At 70.6% G+C, this 18173-nt stretch carries 17 protein-coding genes; 10 read left to right on the forward strand and 7 right to left on the reverse strand.

What is annotated here, in order from left to right:
- Nucleotides 1-57: 57 nt before the first annotated feature.
- From pdhA to AA23TX_RS05455, 6 genes are read left to right on the forward strand one after another with little or no spacing between them, the layout of a single operon-like run.
- On the forward strand, nucleotides 58-1128 hold the full coding sequence (gene pdhA / locus AA23TX_RS05430) for a pyruvate dehydrogenase (acetyl-transferring) E1 component subunit alpha (protein WP_196425187.1): 1071 nt from the start codon (nucleotides 58-60) through the stop codon (nucleotides 1126-1128).
- A complete protein-coding gene (locus AA23TX_RS05435; RefSeq protein ID WP_155541478.1) occupies nucleotides 1128-2123 on the forward strand; it encodes an alpha-ketoacid dehydrogenase subunit beta in 996 nt (331 codons plus the stop codon). The genes pdhA and AA23TX_RS05435 overlap by 1 nt, the downstream gene beginning before the upstream one ends.
- Nucleotides 2116-3291 carry a dihydrolipoamide acetyltransferase family protein gene (locus tag AA23TX_RS05440; protein WP_155541479.1) on the forward strand — a complete coding sequence of 392 codons (1176 nt, stop codon included), beginning with the start codon at nucleotides 2116-2118 and terminating at the stop codon, nucleotides 3289-3291. The genes AA23TX_RS05435 and AA23TX_RS05440 overlap by 8 nt, the downstream gene beginning before the upstream one ends.
- A 56-nt stretch (nucleotides 3292-3347) precedes the next feature.
- The gene (locus AA23TX_RS05445) at nucleotides 3348-3896 is read left to right on the forward strand and encodes a hypothetical protein (RefSeq protein ID WP_155541480.1); all 549 of its coding nucleotides are present in this window, start codon (nucleotides 3348-3350) and stop codon (nucleotides 3894-3896) included.
- Nucleotides 3893-4879, forward strand: coding sequence for a coiled-coil domain-containing protein (locus AA23TX_RS05450; RefSeq protein WP_155541481.1), 987 nt, complete (start codon nucleotides 3893-3895; stop codon nucleotides 4877-4879). Before AA23TX_RS05445 ends, AA23TX_RS05450 begins: the two co-directional genes overlap by 4 nt.
- A 27-nt stretch (nucleotides 4880-4906) precedes the next feature.
- Nucleotides 4907-5950: a class I SAM-dependent methyltransferase gene (locus AA23TX_RS05455; RefSeq protein WP_155541482.1), complete on the forward strand. Its 1044-nt coding sequence runs from the start codon at nucleotides 4907-4909 to the stop codon at nucleotides 5948-5950.
- Between the two features lie 3 nt (nucleotides 5951-5953).
- Here AA23TX_RS05455 and AA23TX_RS05460 read toward each other — a convergent pair whose 3' ends face one another.
- From AA23TX_RS05460 to AA23TX_RS05485, 6 genes are all read right to left on the reverse strand, one after another.
- Complete coding sequence (locus tag AA23TX_RS05460) at nucleotides 5954-6454, reverse strand: putative immunity protein (RefSeq protein WP_155541483.1); 501 nt, start codon at nucleotides 6452-6454, stop codon at nucleotides 5954-5956.
- Nucleotides 6455-6492: 38 nt separating this feature from the next.
- The gene (locus tag AA23TX_RS05465) at nucleotides 6493-7623 is read right to left on the reverse strand and encodes an NAD(P)/FAD-dependent oxidoreductase (protein ID WP_155541484.1); all 1131 of its coding nucleotides are present in this window, start codon (nucleotides 7621-7623) and stop codon (nucleotides 6493-6495) included.
- Complete coding sequence (locus tag AA23TX_RS05470; RefSeq protein ID WP_155541485.1) at nucleotides 7620-7940, reverse strand: bifunctional 3-phenylpropionate/cinnamic acid dioxygenase ferredoxin subunit; 321 nt, start codon at nucleotides 7938-7940, stop codon at nucleotides 7620-7622. Before AA23TX_RS05470 ends, AA23TX_RS05465 begins: the two co-directional genes overlap by 4 nt.
- 182 nt (nucleotides 7941-8122) lie before the next feature.
- Nucleotides 8123-9781 (reverse strand): choline dehydrogenase, encoded by a 1659-nt coding sequence (gene betA / locus AA23TX_RS05475; RefSeq protein ID WP_155541486.1) that lies wholly within the window; start codon nucleotides 9779-9781, stop codon nucleotides 8123-8125.
- A 102-nt stretch (nucleotides 9782-9883) separates the two neighbouring features.
- Entirely contained in the window at nucleotides 9884-11452 is a 1569-nt protein-coding gene (locus tag AA23TX_RS05480; protein WP_155541487.1) for an amino acid permease, read from the reverse strand.
- 33 nt (nucleotides 11453-11485) lie between these two features.
- On the reverse strand, nucleotides 11486-12946 hold the full coding sequence (locus tag AA23TX_RS05485; RefSeq protein ID WP_155541488.1) for an aldehyde dehydrogenase family protein: 1461 nt from the start codon (nucleotides 12944-12946) through the stop codon (nucleotides 11486-11488).
- A 91-nt stretch (nucleotides 12947-13037) separates the two neighbouring features.
- Here AA23TX_RS05485 and AA23TX_RS05490 point away from each other — a divergent pair, with 91 nt between their 5' ends.
- Nucleotides 13038-13616 carry a TetR/AcrR family transcriptional regulator gene (locus tag AA23TX_RS05490; protein ID WP_155541489.1) on the forward strand — a complete coding sequence of 193 codons (579 nt, stop codon included), beginning with the start codon at nucleotides 13038-13040 and terminating at the stop codon, nucleotides 13614-13616.
- A gap of 249 nt (nucleotides 13617-13865) precedes the next feature.
- Nucleotides 13866-14987 carry an aromatic ring-hydroxylating oxygenase subunit alpha gene (locus AA23TX_RS05495; protein ID WP_155541490.1) on the forward strand — a complete coding sequence of 374 codons (1122 nt, stop codon included), beginning with the start codon at nucleotides 13866-13868 and terminating at the stop codon, nucleotides 14985-14987.
- Here the strand turns inward: AA23TX_RS05495 and AA23TX_RS05500 are convergent.
- Nucleotides 14984-15631 carry a GntR family transcriptional regulator gene (locus tag AA23TX_RS05500; protein ID WP_155541491.1) on the reverse strand — a complete coding sequence of 216 codons (648 nt, stop codon included), beginning with the start codon at nucleotides 15629-15631 and terminating at the stop codon, nucleotides 14984-14986. The two genes, AA23TX_RS05495 and AA23TX_RS05500, sit on opposite strands and share 4 nt — an antisense overlap.
- A gap of 58 nt (nucleotides 15632-15689) precedes the next feature.
- Here AA23TX_RS05500 and glyA point away from each other — a divergent pair, with 58 nt between their 5' ends.
- Entirely contained in the window at nucleotides 15690-16961 is a 1272-nt protein-coding gene (gene glyA / locus AA23TX_RS05505; RefSeq protein ID WP_155541492.1) for a serine hydroxymethyltransferase, read from the forward strand.
- Nucleotides 16958-18172, forward strand: a complete 1215-nt coding sequence (locus tag AA23TX_RS05510) for a sarcosine oxidase subunit beta family protein (RefSeq protein ID WP_155541493.1) — start codon at nucleotides 16958-16960, stop codon at nucleotides 18170-18172. Before glyA ends, AA23TX_RS05510 begins: the two co-directional genes overlap by 4 nt.
- The last annotated feature ends 1 nt before the right edge of the window (nucleotide 18173 follow it).

The raw sequence follows: 18173 nt of genomic DNA on the forward strand, positions 1-18173 counted from the left end.
ACGACCATCAAGAACGACCATCTGAGCATCATATGTCTGCGAGAGGTGGTGTGCGTCATGGCCACGGAGACCCTGCTGCCGTCCGGGTCGCCGGTGCGGTTCGTCGCCGAGGACGGAACGCGCGTCGACCAGCACGGCGAGTACGCCGAACCCACCAAGGACCGGCTGAAAGCCGCCTACCGGCTGATGGTCCTGGGCCGCCGGTTCGACGTCCAGGCGACCGCCCTCACCAAGCAGGGCCGCCTCGCCGTCTACCCCTCCAGCGCCGGCCAGGAGGCCTGCCAGGTCGCCGCCGCGCTCGCCCTCCGGGACGACGACTGGCTCTTCCCCACCTACCGCGACTCGGTCGCTCTCGTCGCGCGCGGCCTGAAGCCCGGCGAAGTCCTGACGCTGCTTCGCGGCGACGCGCACTGCGGCTACAACCCCGCCGAGACGCGCGTAGCGCCCCAGTGCACTCCGCTCGCGACGCAGACCCTGCACGCCACCGGTCTCGCGCACGCGATGCAGCGACGCGGTGAAGACGCCGTCGCGCTCGCGCTCATCGGGGACGGCGCCACCAGCGAAGGCGACTTCCACGAGGCGCTCAACTTCGCCGCCGTCTTCAAGGCACCCGTGGTGTTCTTCGTGCAGAACAACGGCTACGCGATCTCCGTCCCCTTCGAGAAGCAGAGCGCCGCGCCCGCGCTGGCGTACAAGGGCATCGGCTACGGCATGCGCTCGGAGCAGGTCGACGGCAACGACGCCGTCGCGGTCCTCGCCGTCCTCGACGACGCCGTGAAGCACGCCCGCGAAGGCAAGGGCCCGGTCCTCGTCGAGGCCCACACCTACCGCATCGACGCCCACACCAACGCCGACGACGCCACCCGCTACCGCGACGCGGACGAAGTCGCGAAGTGGCGCGAAGCGGACCCGCTCGAGCGGCTCGGGACCTACCTGGAAGACGACCTGACCGAAGACGACGTCGAGCGATTCCGAGCCGAAGCCGAAGAGTTCGCCCAGTCCGTCCGCGACACCCTGAACGCCGACGCCGAGCTCGACCCGATGTCCCTGTTCGACCACGTCTACGCCGAGCCGACCCGCCAGCTGCAGCGCCAGCGGGCCATGGTCGCGGCCGAGCTGGAGGCCTGATGACGACCACGATGGCGCAGGCGCTCAACGCCGCCCTGCGGGACGCGCTCAAGGACGACGACCGGGTGCTCGTGTTCGGCGAGGACGTCGGCACGCTCGGCGGCGTCTTCCGGGTCACCGACGGCATCACCGCCGACTTCGGCGAGGACCGCTGCTTCGACACGCCCCTGGCCGAGTCCGGCATCGTCGGGTTCGCGGTCGGGATGGCGATGGGCGGGTTCCGCCCGGTCGTCGAGATGCAGTTCGACGCCTTCGCCTACCCCGCGTTCGAGCAGATCACCTCGCACGTGGCGAAGCTGCGCAACCGCACCCGCGGCGCGCTCTCGCTGCCGATGGTCATCCGGATTCCCTACGCCGGCGGCATCGGCGGCGTCGAGCACCACTGCGACTCCAGCGAGGCCTACTACACGCACACGCCGGGCCTGCGCGTCGTCACGCCGGGCACCGCGCAGGACGCCTACGACCTGCTCCGCGACGCCATCCAGTCGCCGGACCCGGTCGTCTTCCTCGAGCCGAAGGCCCGCTACTGGTCCGGCGAAGAGGTGAGCTTCACCCGCAGCGGCCCGGCCATGGACCGGGCCGTCGTCCGGCGCCAGGGCAAGGACGTCACGCTCATCGCGTACGGCCCGATGGTCGCCACGGCGCTGGAGACCGCCGAAGCCGCGACGGCCGAAGGCTGGGACGTCGAGGTCGTCGACCTGCGTTCCTTGAGCCCGTTCGACGACGAGACCGTGACGGCGTCCGTGCGCCGCACCGGGCGGGCCGTCGTCGTCCACGAGGCCGCCGGCTTCGGCGGCTACGGCGCCGAGGTCGTCGCGCGCGTCACCGAGCAGTGCTTCCACCAGCTGCACGCGCCGGTGCTGCGCGTGACCGGGCTCGACATCCCGTACCCGGCGCCGAAGCTCGAGCGCCACACGCTGCCCGACGTCGACCGGATCCTCGACACGATCGCGCGCCTGCAGTGGGCCGACACCCCGGTGGTGGCCGGTGCCTGACTTCCTGCTGCCGGACCTCGGCGAGGGCCTGACCGAGGCGGCCATCCTCAATTGGCACGTCGCGATCGGCGACACGGTCAAGGTCGACCAGATCGTCGTCGAGGTCGAGACGGCGAAGGCCGCCGTCGAGGTGCCGGTGCCCTTCGCCGGTGTCGTGTCCGCGCTGCACGGCGAGCCGGGGCAGCTGCTGCCGGTCGGCGCGCCGCTGCTGTCCGTCGGCGGGTTCGCCGAGCCCGGCGTCACGACGTCGTCCGGGAGCGGCAACGTCCTCATCGGCTACGGCACCGCGCCCACGACCCGCCGCAAACGCGTCCGCCGCGTCGAAGCGCCTGCTCCGAAGGCCAAGGCGCCCGGCGTGATCTCGCCGTTCGTCCGGAAGCTGGCTTCGGACAACGGGATCGACCTCGCGAAGGTCGCCGCGACCGGTCCGGACGGGATCATCCGCCGCGCCGACGTCGAGGCGGCGCTCAAGAAGCCCGTCGCGAAGGGCAAGCGCATCCCATTGACCGGCGTGCGCAAGGCCGTCGCCGACAAGCTCACGACGTCCCGGCGCGAGATCCCCGAAGCGACGGTGTGGGTCGACGTCGACGCGTCCGAGCTGGTCGCCGCGCGGGCGGCCCTGAACGCCAAGACGGACCGGCCGGTGAGCCTGCTCGGGCTGATCGCGCGGTTCGCCGTCGCGGGGCTCAAGAAGTACCCGGAGCTGAACTCGCGCGTCGAGGGCGACGAGATCGTGCTGCTCGACGAGATCCACCTCGGGTTCGCCGCGCAGACCGACCGCGGGCTGGTCGTGCCGGTCGTGCGGGACGCCGGCGCGCTGTCGACCCGGGACCTTTCGGCGGCGATCGGCGACCGCGCTCGCACCGCGCGCGACGGCAAGCTCGCGCCCGCGGACCTCACCGGCGGCACGTTCACCGTGAACAACTACGGCGTCTTCGGCGTCGACGGCTCGGCCGCGATCATCAACCACCCCGAGGCCGCGATCCTCGGCATCGGCCGGATCATCGACCGGCCGTGGGTGGTCGGCGGCACGCTGGCCGTGCGGAAGGTCTGCGAGCTGACGCTGGCCTTCGACCACCGCGTCTGCGACGGCGGCACGGCGGGCGGGTTCCTGCGGTTCGTCGCGGACTGCGTCGAAGCGCCGGTCACGGCCTTGGGCGACCTGTAACGACTCACCGCGCGCAGTGAGTCGGATGTGACGGTCGTGGCACTTAAAGTGTTCGCGTGACGACTCCAGCCCAGCACGACCGGGACCAGGCGGAAGCACGCGTGGGCCGGCTCAAGCAGGACCTGCGCGGCGGGCTGGCGACCCCGCCCGCCGACGTCGAGGCGATGGACGAGCTCGTCGCGACGGCCCACCGGCTGCTCGACTCCGAGCTGGCGTTCGAGGAGGCCAGGCACCGGCTCGCGAACGCCGAGCTCGAGTCGCGGCACGCGGCGACGCAGCGCGCGGTCGTCTACTTCGCGGCCGCGCCGGTGCTGGTGCCGCTGGCCGCCGCGGCGCTGGTGCTGTTCGACGTGCTGTCGCCGGTGTGGCTGCTCGCCCTCGTCCCGCTGTTCGCGGCGGGCCTGTGGATCGGCTTCGGGCCGGTCCGGCGGGTCGGCGACGTCATCCGCGAGCGGACGCGGGCGGCGTGGGCGGGCAGCGGCACGGCCGGGGTGCTGGTGGGCGCGCTGATCCCGTGGCCGGGGACGGTCGTCTGCACGATCCTGGTGGCGCTGGGCGTCGCGGGCACGTGCGGGCTGCTGTGGCGGGAAAGCCGGATCCCGTGAGCCACGGCTACGCGACCTACGGCGACGATCCCGAGTTCACGCAGGAGTACGAGGAGCCCGCCGACTCGACGCGGCGCGACCTCGACGAGCTGTTCGCTGCGGTCGACGGCCTGCGCGCGGCCGCCGAGGAGTCCGACGACCGCCTGCGCCGCGAAGTGGCCGACCTGACCGAGCGGCTCGAGCGCGGCGGCGGGCACCGGCAGGAGGACCGCATCGACCTGCTGGGCCGGCAGCTGGACCGGCTGCAGCAGCAGGTGCAGGCCCTGGAGCGCGCGGTGCGCGTGGCCGACGGCGTACCCCAGCTGAACCTCGACGACGTCGGCGCGGAGACCCGGGCGCTCGCGAAGGAGGCGGCCCGCTGGGACGACCTGCACAAGGAGCTGGTGACGAAGGAGCAGCGCGCCCGGCACTCGGCGGAGATCACGCGGCTTTCTTCGGTGCAGGCGGCCTTGTCCCGCTGCGATGCCGATCTGCTGGAGGTGATGCGCGTCCTGGCGTCGACAGATCGTGGTTCGCGCGCTCGCGGTGATGCGGAGTCGTCGTTGCGGGCGTTGTCGACGCGGCGCCGGACGCTGCTGGACGAGGAGATCCCGGCGGCGATCGCGGCAGCGGACCAGGCCCGCCTGGCGTTGCGCGAGGCGGACGCGGTCGAGGCGCGGATCGTGCCCCAGCTGGAGCGCGCCGAGCGAGCGTGGCACGACCTGCAGGTCCGGCTCCGGACCCGGATCACGGACGCGCTGGGGTCGAACGCCCTGCTGCCGACGTGGTTCGGGCACGCGCTCGGTGTGTCACCCCCGACGGGCGCTTCGGGAGACGCGTGGATCCGGACCGCGGCGTCCGTGCTGGCTTACCGGGTGACGTTCGGGATCAAGGACCCGGCGCTGCCGCTGGGCCCGCCGGCGGGCGAGGACGCGGACACGACCGAGCGTCGCTGGACCTGGCGGGCGAGGCTGGAATCGGACTTGGACGAGCTGGCCCTCTAGCCGATTCCGCACCAGCCGGTGACGGTGATGAACTACGTTTCGATCATGTCCTACCGCGACGCGACGGCCCACTACACCTCGCCCAAAAGGCGTGATCCGGTCAAGACGATGCTGGAAGAAGTGGTCACCCACCGAGTACTGCGTGATGCCATCTCCCGGATCCCGCGTGCGCCCGGCCGGCCGTTGCGGGTGCTCGACGTCGGGTGCGGCACCGGGGACGGCCTGGCGCTGCTGACCGAGCGGCACGGCGCCCTCGCCCCGCTGACCGACGAGCACACCCTCGACTACCTCGGGGTCGACATCGACCCCGACATGGTCGACACGGCCCGCGCACTCCACGCCGGCCGGCGGGCGGAGTTCGTCGTCGCGGACATGCGGTCCGAGCTGCCCGCGGGCGACTTCGACCTCTACCTCTCCTGCGGCGTGCCCTATTCCCACCTTCCCCACGAGGACGTCGTCGAGGTCCTGACCGGCCTCATGCGGCGGATCGTCGAGACCCGCGACCGCGCCGTGCTCGTCGTCGACGTCCTCGGCCGCTACTCCGTCGAGTGGACGCCGAAGTGGCCGGAGACCCGCTGGTCCTACAACATGAGCTTCTTCGAGGACGCGACCGAAACCCTCCACGACCGGATGAGCTTCTTCGACCGCGGGTCGCTCGACGCGGCGCTCGTCGAAGCCGCGATCCGGGCCCGGGCCCGGCTGAGCGGGACGACGTTCACCGACCGGTCGATCCTCGCCGGCCGCCACACCGCCACCCTCGCCTTCAACCCGGCGATCCCGCCCTACCGCACCCTCCTCAACGAGCTCGCCCGCGGCACCACCGACGTCGACCCCGCCCGGCTGCGGTTCGAGCCCCCCACCGGGAACGCGCCCCGGCCGGTGGAACTGTTCTTCGCGGCCTTCGCCGAGCGCTGGAACCGGATCATCACCACCGGAGACCCGCGCTCGCCCGAACACGCGAAGCAGCTGGCGACGTCGCTCTTCGCGTGGGAACAGCAAGCCCAGCAAGGCCTCGGTACCGGGCATTCCCTGATGGCCACCGTGGTCGTCGAACGTCCCACCCTCGCCTGAGAGTCAGGCGCGGAGGGCCGACTCCAGCCGCCGGTGCAGCTCGCCGAGCCGGGACTTGCCCGGCTTGCCGGGCGGGAAGCGGCGGAGGAGGCCGGAGACCGCCGGCGGTGCGTGGTCGAGGGCCCAGCGGATCTCCGCTTCCGCGTCACCGCCGGCGAGTTCGCACGCCAGTGCTGCCTGCTGGGCGGGGCCGACGATGTGCTTCACCTGGTGCGGCGACGCCAGGGGGTGCAGGTAAGCCGCACCCGCCGCGCCGACGGCCGCGCGTGCGGCGGCGGAAGCGGCGGGGTCGGAAGTCTCGCCCGCCGCCTTCAAAGCCGCCCACGCCACCGTGCGAAGCAACTTCGTCCGCAGAGCGCCCGAAGCGAACTCTCGCGCCGCCGCGATCGCTTCCCGGGGGCGAGAATCGCCGGGGACCCGCGACTCGTACAAGGGCAGCGCTCGCGAAGCGCAGTCGGCCGCCCAGCCCGTCAACGCCCGCAGCTCGTCGAGAGTCAGCTCCATGTGGGTGAAGCGTATCTTTGAAACGCCGGTTGAGACTTTCAGGCGACCGCCGGCTGCCGGAGCGGGCGGCGCAGGCGGTTGAACAGCTTCGCGTTGTTCAGCGCGAACACGCCGACCGTCGCGCCGTCCCGCTGCCACACCGCCGCGAACGACGAGGACGACAGGTCGCCGTCGACCACCGAAAGCGTGTCGTCCGGGCGGGGGTGGCCGGCCAGCTGCAGGGTCCCCGCGTACTGGTCCGACCAGACGTACCCGCTCGGTGAGTACGTGCGCGAGGTCTGCCCGGCGAGCAGGTTCGCCACCGCGACCGGTGCCTGCTCCGACGCGTTCGTCCAGTGCTCGTGCCGCCGTCCCGCGTACCGGGCCACATCGCCGACCGCGACCACCTGCGGCAGCTCCGTCACCAGGCCCGCGTCGGTGTGGACGCCGTTGCCGACGGTCAGCCCCGACCCCGCCAGCCAGTCGGTCGCCGGGGTCATGCCGACGCCCACCACGACCACGTCGGCCGGGACGAGCGACCCGTCGGCCAGGTGGACGCCCGCCTCGGACATGCCCTCGACCCGGACGCCGCAACGCAGGTCCGTGCCGTGGTCGGCGTGCAGCCGCGCGCACACCGCCGCCAGCTCCGGGCCCAGGACCGGTGCCAGGGGAGCGGCCAAAGCTTCCAGGACGACCACGTCGAGACCCAGCGAACGGCACGTCGAGGCCACCTCGGCCCCGATGAACCCGGCGCCGACGATCGCCACCCGCACCCCGGGCACCAACGCCGCGCGCAACGCGAGAGCGTCGTCGAGTGTCCGCAGCGTGTGGGCGGCTGCGAAACCCGGCAAGGTGCGCGCCTGGCCGCCGGTGGCGATCACCACGCCGTCCGCGTGCACCGAACCGCCGTCCGACAGCAGCACCCGGCGTGCGGCGGGCTCCAGCGCCGTCGCCTGCACGCCGAGCCGGAAGTCCAGGGCCAGCGATGCGAGGTCCCCCGCGTCGAGCAGCTCCAGCGACGCCTGCGACGCCGTCCCGGCCAGGAAGCCTTTGGACAGCGGCGGCCGGTCGTAGGGCAGGTGCGCCTCCGAACCGATCAGCACGATCCCGCCGTCGTAGCCCTGCGCGCGCAGCTCCTGCGCGGCGCGGACCCCGGCGAGCGACGCGCCGACGACCGCGATGCGCTTCACGCCGCGTCCTCGCGAGCCACGCCCTGGACGTAGATGACGCCTTCGTCGACGACGACCGAGTACGTGCGGACCGGTTCCTTCGCGGGCAGGCAGCTCGGCACACCCGTGCGCAGGTCGAACAGCGCCGCGTGCAGCGGGCACTCGACGAAGCAGCCTTCGAGCCAGCCGTCGGCCAGGGAGGCGTCCTGGTGGGTGCACGTGTCGTCGATGGCGTACAGCTCCCCGTCTTCGGTGTTGAACACCGCGATGGCGGGCGACCCGGGGATCCGGACGGACTCACCCGGGGGCAGCTCGTCCACCGTGCATGCGCGAATCATGAGTCCTCCGAGACTGTTGCGCATAGGGGAACATCTACTGTGATCCGCAACAAAGTCTGAATCCCCTGAAGGACGTCGTCAAGGGGGTACGCCCCGGTAGTTTCCGTTAGCGGGTAACGGATATTCCGGGCACGTCGAAGGCCCGTACCGAGGATGGCGGTACGGGCGCTACGACGTCCGGGCTAGTTCTCCCCGTGCCGGTGGAACGGCGTCTTGATCGGGGCCAGCGGGGTGTTGCCGAGGATGAGGTCGGCCGCCTTCTCGGCGGTCATCATCACCGGTGCGTAGATGTTGCCGTTGGGGATGTACGGCATGACCGACGCGTCGACGACGCGCAGGCCCTCGGTGCCGTGCACCCGCATGGTCTGCGGGTCGACGACGGACTTCTCGTCCACGCCCATCCGCGCGGTGCACGACGGGTGCAGCGCCGTCTCGGCGTCCTTGGCGACCCAGTCCAGGATCTCCTCGTCCGTCTCGACCGACGGCCCCGGCGAGATCTCGCCGCCGTTGTAGGGGTCCATCGCGGACTGGTTGAGGATCTTCCGCGCCACCCGCACGGCTTCGACCCATTCCTTGCGGTCGTTCTCCGTCGACAGGTAGTTGAACTTGAGCGCCGGGTGCTGCCGCGGGTCGGTCGAGGTGATCTTCACCGAGCCGCGGGTGTCGGCGTACATCGGGCCGACGTGCACCTGGTAGCCGTGGCCTTCCGTGGGTGCCGAACCGTCGTAGCGGATCGCCACCGGCAGGAAGTGGAACATCAGGTTCGGGTACTTCACCTCGTCGTTCGAGCGGACGAACCCGCCGCCCTCGAAGTGGTTGGTCGCGGCCGGCCCGGACCGCAGGAACAGCCACTGCGCGCCGATGAAGGGCCGCTTCCACTTCGCCAGCGACGGCTGCATCGACACCGGTTGCTTGCAGGAGTACTGGATGTACACCTCCAAGTGGTCCTGGAGGTTCTCGCCGACGCCCGGCAGGTCCTTCACGACGTCGATGCCGAGCTTCTCCAGGTCGGCCGCGTTGCCGACGCCGGACAGCTGCAACAGCTGCGGGCTGTTGATCGCCCCGCCGCAGAGGATGATCTCCTTGCCGTACACCTCACCCGGCATGCCCCGGCCCTCGGCGTACTCGACGCCGATCGCGCGCGTGCCCTCGAAGAGGATCTGCGACACGAACGCGTGCGTCTTCACCGTGAGGTTGGGCCGGTTCTCCACCGGGTGCAGGTACGCGCCCGCCGCCGACAGCCGCCGTCCTTTCCGGACGTTGCGGTCGAAGGCCGCGAAGCCCTCCTGCCGGTAGCCGTTGACGTCGTCGGTGCGTGGGTAGCCCGCCTGCTCGGCGGCGTCGAAGAAGGCTTGGAACAACGGGTTGGTCGCCGGGCCGCGTTCCAGTTCGAGCGGCCCGTCGTGGCCGCGCCACTGCCCGTCCGGCGCATCAGCGAGGCAGTTTTCCATCCTGTTGAAGTACGGCAGGCAATGGGCATAGTCCCAAGTGGACATTCCGGGGTCGCCGGCCCAGCGTTCGTAGTCCATCGGGTTGCCGCGCTGGAAGATCATCCCGTTGATGCTGGACGACCCGCCGAGCACCTTGCCGCGAGCGTGGTAGATGCGGCGGCGGTTCATGTGCGGCTCGGGCTCGCTGCGGTAGCCCCAGTCGTAGAACTTCGACCCGATCGGGAAGGTCAGCGCGGCCGGCATGTGGATGAAGACGTCCCACTTGTAGTCGGACCGCCCGGCTTCCAGCACGAGGACCTTGTTCGCGGGGTCCGCCGAAAGCCGGTTCGCCAGCGCGCAGCCCGCCGAGCCACCGCCGACGATGACGAAGTCGTAGGTATCGGAACTCATGGGGTCCTCCTTGAGAACCTTATTCAGCCGTCGGCCGGCGCGAGAGTCACTGCCGGCAGGTATGTCACGATCCGTAGCGCCGTCCTAACCAGAATAAGATTCTCAGCCGGGTAGCGAATCCGGGGCGCTGTCGGGCATGTGCTCGGGGCTCGTGTGCGACGAACCCCAGGTGCGGCGCCGGACGTACAGCATGATCGCACCGATGATCACGATCAGCCCGGTGACGATCACCGCGCCCCACTGGAAGTACCAGTGGTCCTCGCCGTAGACCTCGGGGCGCGGCCAGATCAGGTTGATCGTCATCCCCGCGCCGTAGAGCACCGCGACCAGGTTCACCACCGTGCCCCAGCGGCCCAGCTTGAAGTACGGGCCGTGCTCCGGGCGCGGCCACTGCCCGCGCAGGCGGCGGATCAGCATCGGGCCGGTGACCATCAGGTAGGGGATGTAGAACAGGATGATCGCCGTCGAGGTCAGGATGAAGAACGCCCGCTGGTTGCCGAGGTTGATCAGCAGCACGACGACGGTGAGGCCGCCGGTCAGCAGTGCGGGCAGGACCGGCGTCTTCGAGCGCGGCGACACCTTCGCCATCGCCTTGCTGAACGGCAGCCGGCCGTCGCGGGCCATCGCCCACGCCATCCGGATCGCCGCGGTCTGCACCGCGAGGCAGCAGACGGTGATCGCGATCGCCGAGCAGATCAGGAACGCGTCGCCGAGTCCTTCGCCGAGGGTGCTCTTCAGCAGGTACGGCATGCCGGACGTGCTGAGCTCCTTGGCGCTCAGGTCGCCGACGGCCATCATGCCGAACAGCATGATCAGCCCGCCGACGATGAACGCCGCGGTGATCGCCCGGAGGATCGCGCGCGGTGCGTGCCGCCGCGGCTGGGTGGTCTCCTCGGCCAGCGAGCCCGCGGTGTCGAAGCCGTAGAAGACGTACGCGCTCATCAGCGACGCCACCAGGAACGCCCCGAGGTACCCGGACGAGTGACCGTCACCCGTGCCAGCCGTGTCGAAGACGATGCCGGGGCCCCGCTTGATGTGGATGGCCAGCGCGATCACCAGCAGGACGCTCGCGCCGAGTTCCACCGCGACGCCGAAGTTGTTGATCTTCGCCATCAGCTTGACGCCGATGATGTTGATGATCGTGGCGAACACGACCAGCACCAGGGCCAGGATGATGGCGTTCTGCGCGCCGCCGGGTGTCGAGGTCAGGCCGGCGTCGTCGTCGCTGCCGACGATCTGGAACGCGGTCGAGACCTGCGGCAGGATGATCTGGTAGGCGACCGCGACCGCCGCCGCCGTCACGATCGCGCCGATGATCATGATCCAGCCGGCCAGCCACGACGTCGCGGGTTTCGCGATCTGCTTGGCCCACTGGTACACCGAGCCGGCGAGCGGGAACTGCCCGGCCAGCTCGGCGAAGCACAACGCGACGGCTGCCTGGCCGACGAAGACCAGCGGCCACGTCCAGATGAACGCCGGCCCGCCCGAGCCGAAGCCGAAGAAGAACAGCTGGAACACGCCGGTGAGGATGGAGATGTAGCTGAACCCGGCGGCGAAGCTGGAGAAGGATCCCAGGGAGCGTTCGAGCTCCTGGCGGTAGCCGAACTTCTCGAGGTCGGAGCTGTCGTCCGGGGCAGGCCCCCCGCCCGCCGGCTTTTCTTGCGTGGTCATGGCAACGTCCTCACATCGTGGGTGGGGGAGGGATCAGCCTTTGAACCAGTGCTGCGGAACGGGATCGATGTTCTGGTAGACGTGCTTGCTTTCCTGGTACTCCGCGAGCCCGGACGGCCCGAGTTCGCGGCCGATGCCGGACTTCCCGAACCCGCCCCACTCCGCCTGCGGCAGGTAGGGGTGGTAGTCGTTGATCCACACGGTGCCGTGGCGCAGGGCCCCGGCGACCCGCTGGGCGCGGGACGCGTCCGACGTCCACACGGCTCCGGCGAGCCCGTACTCGGTGTCGTTGGCCAGCGCGATCGCGTCGGCCTCTTCGGTGAAGCGTTCCACGGTGACGACCGGGCCGAAGACCTCTTCCCGGACGATCGCCATGTCCCTGGTGCAGCCGGAGAACACCGTCGGCCGCAGGAAGAAACCGTTTTCGTACTCCGGACCTTCCGGCCGCTTGCCGCCCGCCCGGAGCGTCGCGCCTTCCGCGAGAGCGCTTTCGATGTAGCCCTCGACCTTGGCGCGGTGCTGCGCCGAGACGAGCGGGCCCGTCTCGGTCGCGGGGTCGAGGCCGTCGCCGACCCGGATCCGGTCGGCGCGCGCGGCGAGGTCCGCCACGAACCGGTCATGGATCCCATCCTGGACGATCAAGCGCGCGCCCGCCGAGCAGACCTGTCCCGAATGGACGAACGCGGCCATCAGCGCGTAGTCGAGGGCGGTGTCGTAGTCGGCGTCGGCGAAGACCACGTTCGGGTTCTTGCCGCCGAGCTCGAGGGCGACCCGCCGGACGCCCTTCGCGGCGGCCGTCATGATCTTCTCGCCGGTCGCGTAGCCGCCGGTGAAGGAGACCAGGTCGACGCCCGGGTGCTCGACCATCGCCGCGCCGACGTGGCCCGGCCCGAGCAGGAGGTTGACGACGCCGGGCGGCGCGCCGGCCTCCTCCAGGAGGGCGACGAGCTTGATCGTGGTCAGCGGCGTGACTTCGCTGGGCTTGAGCACGACGGTGTTGCCCGCGGCCAGCGCGGGCGCGACCTTCCAGGACATCTGGAGCAGCGGGTAGTTCCACGGCGCGATGAGCGCGCAGACGCCGACCGGCTCGTGCACGATCCGGCTGACGACCGTCGCGCTGCCCGCGTCGACCAGGCGTCCGGCGTCCTTGCCGGCGAGGTCGGCGTAGTAGCGGAAGACGTTGGTTACGTCGTCGATGTCGATGCGGCCTTCGCCCAGCGTCTTGCCGGTGTCGAGGCTCTCGGTGCGGGCGAGCTCTTCGCGGTCGCGGACGAGCAGGGCGGCGGTGCGCCGGAGCAGCTCGCCGCGTTCGAGGGCGGTCGTGCGGCGCCAGGGGCCCGCGTCGAAGGCCCGCCTGGCCGCTCCGACCGCGGCGTCGACTTCCTCGCGGCCGGCTTCGGCGACCTGCTCGATCACCTGGCCGGTGGCGGGGTTGAGCACGTCGGAGTGGTTTCCGGCGTCCGACCAGATTCCGTCGATGTGGAGGTCTTTCATGCGGCCCTTCCCGGATCGGTAGTGGCTGCGTCGCGCGTCGAGTGCGTACATTTGTACGCGAAGCGTGTACAGATGTCCACAAGGGGGCTTGATGGCCAGGAGCGAACCCGGCGCAACGCGGCGCCGCGGTCCGAACGACCCCGAACGGCGGGCCCGGATCGCCAAGGCGGCGATCGAGGTGGTCGCCCAGCGGGGGATCGACGGGGTCACGCACCGCTCGGTCGCGGCGGCGGCCGGTGTCCCGCTCGGCTCGACGACCTACCACTTCGCGACGCTGGACGACCTGCTGGAAGTCGCGCTGCACGAGGCGGCGGAGAAGAACGTCCACGCGCTGAAGGAGTGGGAGTCCGCGCTGCCGCCGGACGCCGACTTCGCCGCGGCGCTCGCCGAACTGGTGATGGGCTACATCAACGAGCAGTACCGGGACACGGTGGTCGAGTACGACCTGTACGTCGCGGCGCTGCACCGGCCGGCGCTCCGCAAGGCGAGCGCGGCCTGGGACGAAGCGCTCATCGCGTTCTTCGGCTCCCGCACCGACCCCCTGACCGGCCGCCTGCTGGCCGGCCTGTTCTGCGGCCTGCTGATGCAGGCGGCCCTGGCCGACCCCCGCCCGACCCGCGAAGAGATCGAAACCCTCTTCCGCCGAGCCATCCACGGCCCCACGATGTGACGGAAGGGGCATCACACGTGATTGAAGGGGCATCACACGTGCTTGGAGAGGCATCGCGCTGATGCCCGCCCAGTCACGCGTGATGCCCGTCCAGTCACGCGTGATGCCCGAAACGTGCCGGAAATCTTTGGCGGGCGTTGAAAAACTTGGGTTGACAGCGCTTCGGGGTGGCAGTCACTCTGTTTCGGGGTGAGCAACAAGACGCGTTCTGCGCAACTCCCGAACTGATCCGCGGAGAGGACCACGCCGGTGACCACTACCGATCTCCCGCCGAGCCTGCTGGCCACGCTGCCGGGCTCCGCCTACACCGATCCGGCGGTCTTCGCGCTGGAGCAGGCGAAGATCTTCGAGGCCGACTGGTTCTGCGCCGTGCGCAGCGCCGACCTCGCCGGGCCCGGCTCGTTCGAGACCGTCCAGGTCGGCAAGGAGAGCGTCCTCGTCTCGCGCGGCCGGGACGGGAAGCTGAACGCCTTCCTCAACGTCTGCCGCCACCGCGGCGCCCGGCTCTGCACGTCCGAAAGCGGCACCGTCAAGCGCGCCTTCCAGTGCCCGTACCACGCCTGGACCTACGGCCTCGACGGCAAGCTCATCGCCGCGCCCAACCTCACCGGCATGCCGGACGTCGACCGGACCGAGTTCGGCCTCACGAAGGTCCACCTGCGCGAATGGCTCGGGTACGCCTGGGTCTGCCTGGCCGACGAGCCGCCGCCGTTCGACGGCAGCGTCGTCGCCGCGGTCACCGAACGACTGGGCGGCGCGGAGGCGATCGAGGCGTACGGCGTCGACGGCCTCGCGCTGGGCAAGCGCATCGAGTACGACGTGAAGGCCAACTGGAAGCAGATCATCGAGAACTTCATGGAGTGCTACCACTGCGCGACGATCCACCCGGAGCTCACCGAGGTCCTCCCGGAGTTCGCCGACGGGTACGCCGCGCAGTACTACGTCGGCCACGGCGCCGAGTTCGGCGGCGACGTCCGGGGCTTCACCATCGACGGCAGCGAGGGCGTCGACCGGCTGCCCGGCGTCACCGAAGACCAGGACCGCAAGTACTACGCCATCACCATCCGCCCGCAGGTGTTCGTCAACCTCGTGCCGGACCACGTCATCCTGCACCGGATGTTCCCGCTGGCCCCGGACCGGACGCTGGTGCGCTGCGACTGGCTGTACCTGCCCGGCGTCGTCGAGTCCGGCCGGGACCTGTCCCGCTCGGTCGAGCTGTTCCACCGGGTGAACCTGCAGGACTTCGAGGCCTGCGAGCGCTGCCAGCTGGCCATGGACTCCCGTTCGTACGTCAACGGCGGCGTGCTCGTGCCCAGCGAGCACCACATCGGCGAGTTCCACGACTGGGTCCGCGGCCGGCTGGGTCTCTAGATCAACGCCCGGATGGCGGCCTCGAACCCGGCGACGTGCTCGAGCGTCAACGCGGCGGCCTTCTCGGCGTCGCCCTCGATGATCGCGGTGAGGAGCGGGACGTGCTCGTCGACGTGGCCGGCCATCCCGGACAGCCGGGGCACGAACACGCACCAGATCCGGGTCGCGAGGTTGTCGTACCGGATCAGGGTGTCCTCGAGGAACGGGTTGTGCACGCACCGGTAGATCGCCCGGTGCAGGGCGAGGTCGGTGCGCAGCAGCTCGGCGTTGTCCCCGGCGGGGACCCCGGCGTCGAGCTGCGCGCGCAGCTCGGTCAGCGTCGCCCGGTCGGCCTCGGTCGCGCGCTCGGCGGCGGCCGCCGTGGCCATCGGCTCCAGCGTCCGCCGGACCTCGGAGATGTGCGCGAGGTCGGAGATGTGGACGTCGGTGGCGAACGTGCCCCGCCGCGGGTATGCGACGACCAGCCGTTCGGACTCCAGCCGTTTCAGTGCTTCGCGGATCGGCGTCCGGCCCATGCCGAGCGTGCCGCCGAGCTCGTCCTCGTTGATGGGCGAGCCCGGCGGGATGTCGAGCATGACGAGCTGGTCGCGGACGAAGAGGTACGCCTGTTCCGCCAGCGACGGGGGATTGACATGGGGATGCACGCCGCATAGCCTACATCGACGATTGATATATCAGAAGTCGACCACGGAAGGTTTCGCGATGACCGCGACGATCGATCCAGTGCTCAACCGCTCCCTGGCCGACTACGACCTGGTGGTCGCCGACGCGATCGGCGCCGAGCTGCGCCGCCAGCAGACGACGCTGGAGATGATCGCTTCCGAGAACTTCGCCCCGCTCTCCGTCCTGCAGGCCCAGGGCTCGGTGCTCACCAACAAGTACGCCGAGGGCTACCCCGGACGTCGCTACTACGGCGGCTGCGAGCACGTCGACGTCCTCGAACAACTCGCCATCGACCGCGTCAAGGCGCTGTTCGGCGCGGGGTTCGCCAACGTCCAGCCGCACTCGGGCGCCCAGGCCAACGCCGCCGCGATGGCCGCGCTCATCAAGCCCGGCGACAAGATCCTCGGCCTGTCGCTGGCCCACGGCGGCCACCTGACCCACGGGATGCGGATCAACTTCTCCGGCCTGCTCTACGACGTCGCCGCCTATGAAGTGTCCGAAAAGGACTTCCGGGTCGACATGGCCGAGGTCGAACGGCTCGCGAAGGAGCACCGGCCGAAGCTGATCATCGCCGGCTGGTCGGCCTACCCGCGTCAGCTCGACTTCGCCCGCTTCCGCGAGATCGCCGACGAGGTCGGCGCGTACCTCATGGTCGACATGGCCCACTTCGCCGGCCTGGTCGCCGCCGGCCTGCACCCGTCGCCGGTGCCGCACGCCCACGTCACGACGACCACGACCCACAAGACCCTCGGCGGCCCGCGGGGCGGCGTGATCCTCACGAACGACGCGGCGCTCGCCAAGAAGGTCAACTCCGCGGTGTTCCCCGGCCAGCAGGGCGGCCCCCTCGAACACGTCATCGCCGCCAAGGCCGTCGCGTTCAAGATGGCCGGCGAACCGGAGTTCGTCGAACGCCAGCAGCGGACCCTGCGCGGCGCGAAGCTCCTGGCCGAGCGGCTGCTGACCGAGAGCGGCATCTCCGTGCTGACCGGCGGCACCGACGTCCACCTGGTGCTCGTCGACCTGCGCGACTCCGAGCTGGACGGCAAGCAGGCCGAAGACCGGCTCCACGAGGTCGGCATCACGGTGAACCGCAACGCCGTCCCGTTCGACCCGCGGCCGCCGATGGTCACTTCCGGCTTGCGGATCGGCACGCCCGCCCTGGCCACCCGCGGCTTCGGCGACGCCGAGTTCCGCGAAGCCGCCGACGTCATCGCCGAGGCGCTCGAGCCCGGCTACGGCGTCGAGAAGCTGCGGGCCCGCGTCACCGCGCTCGCCGAAGCGTTCCCGCTCTACCCGGGGGAGGCCCGATGACCGACCTGCCCGAGCACCCCGACTTCCTCTGGACCGACCCGGAGCCGAAGAAGGCCTACGACGTCGTCATCGTCGGTGGCGGCGGGCACGGGCTCGCCACCGCGTACTACCTGGCCAAGGTGCACGGCATCACCAACGTCGCCGTGCTGGAGAAGGGCTGGCTCGCCGGCGGCAACATGGCCCGCAACACCACGATCATCCGCTCCAACTACCTCTGGGACGAGAGCTCCGGCATCTACGAGCACTCCCTCAAACTGTGGGAAGGCCTCGAAGAGGACCTCGGCTACCCGATCCTCTTCAGCCAGCGCGGGGTGCTGAACCTCGCGCACACCTTGCAGGACGTCCGCGACAGCGTCCGCCGCGTCGAGGCCAACAAGCTCAACGGCATCGACGCCGAATGGGTGGACGCGGCGGGCGTCAAGGAGATCTGCCCGATCGTCAACACCGCACCGGACGTGCGCTACCCGGTGCTCGGCGCGACCTTCCAGCCGCGCGCGGGCATCGCGAAGCACGACTACGTCGCGTGGGGCTTCGCCCGCGCCGCCCACGAAATGGGTGTCGACCTCATCCAGAACTGCGAGGTCACCGGCATTTCGACGGTGAACGGCCGGGTCACCGCCGTCGAGACGTCGAGGGGCCGGATCGCCGCGGGCAAGGTCGCGCTGTGCGCCGCCGGGCACTCGTCGGTGCTGGCGAAGATGGTCGGCCTGGACCTGCCGCTGGCGTCCCATCCGTTGCAGGCCTTGGTGTCCGAGCTGCTGGAACCGATCCACCCGACGGTCGTCATGTCGAACGCCGTGCACGTCTACGTTTCCCAGGCGCACAAGGGCGAACTGGTCATGGGCGCCGGCATCGACAGCTACAACGGCTACGGCCAGCGCGGCTCCTTCCACATCATCGAGGAGCAGATGGCCGCCGCGCTGGAGCTGTTCCCGGTGTTCGCGCGGGCGCACCTGCTGCGGACGTGGGCGGGCATCGTCGACGTCAGCCCGGACGCGTCGCCGATCGTCGGGCTCACCCCGGTCGAGAACCTGTTCCTCAACTGCGGCTGGGGCACCGGCGGCTTCAAGGCCACCCCCGGCGTCGGTGACGTCTTCGCGGCCACCATCGCCCGCGGGAAGCCGCACGAGTACGCCGAACCGTTCACCCTCGACCGGTTCACCACCGGCGCCCTCGTCGACGAGCACGGCGCCGCCGCCGTCGCGCACTGAG

This window comes from Amycolatopsis camponoti (assembly GCF_902497555.1).
Taxonomy (GTDB): Bacteria; Actinomycetota; Actinomycetes; order Mycobacteriales; family Pseudonocardiaceae; genus Amycolatopsis; species Amycolatopsis camponoti.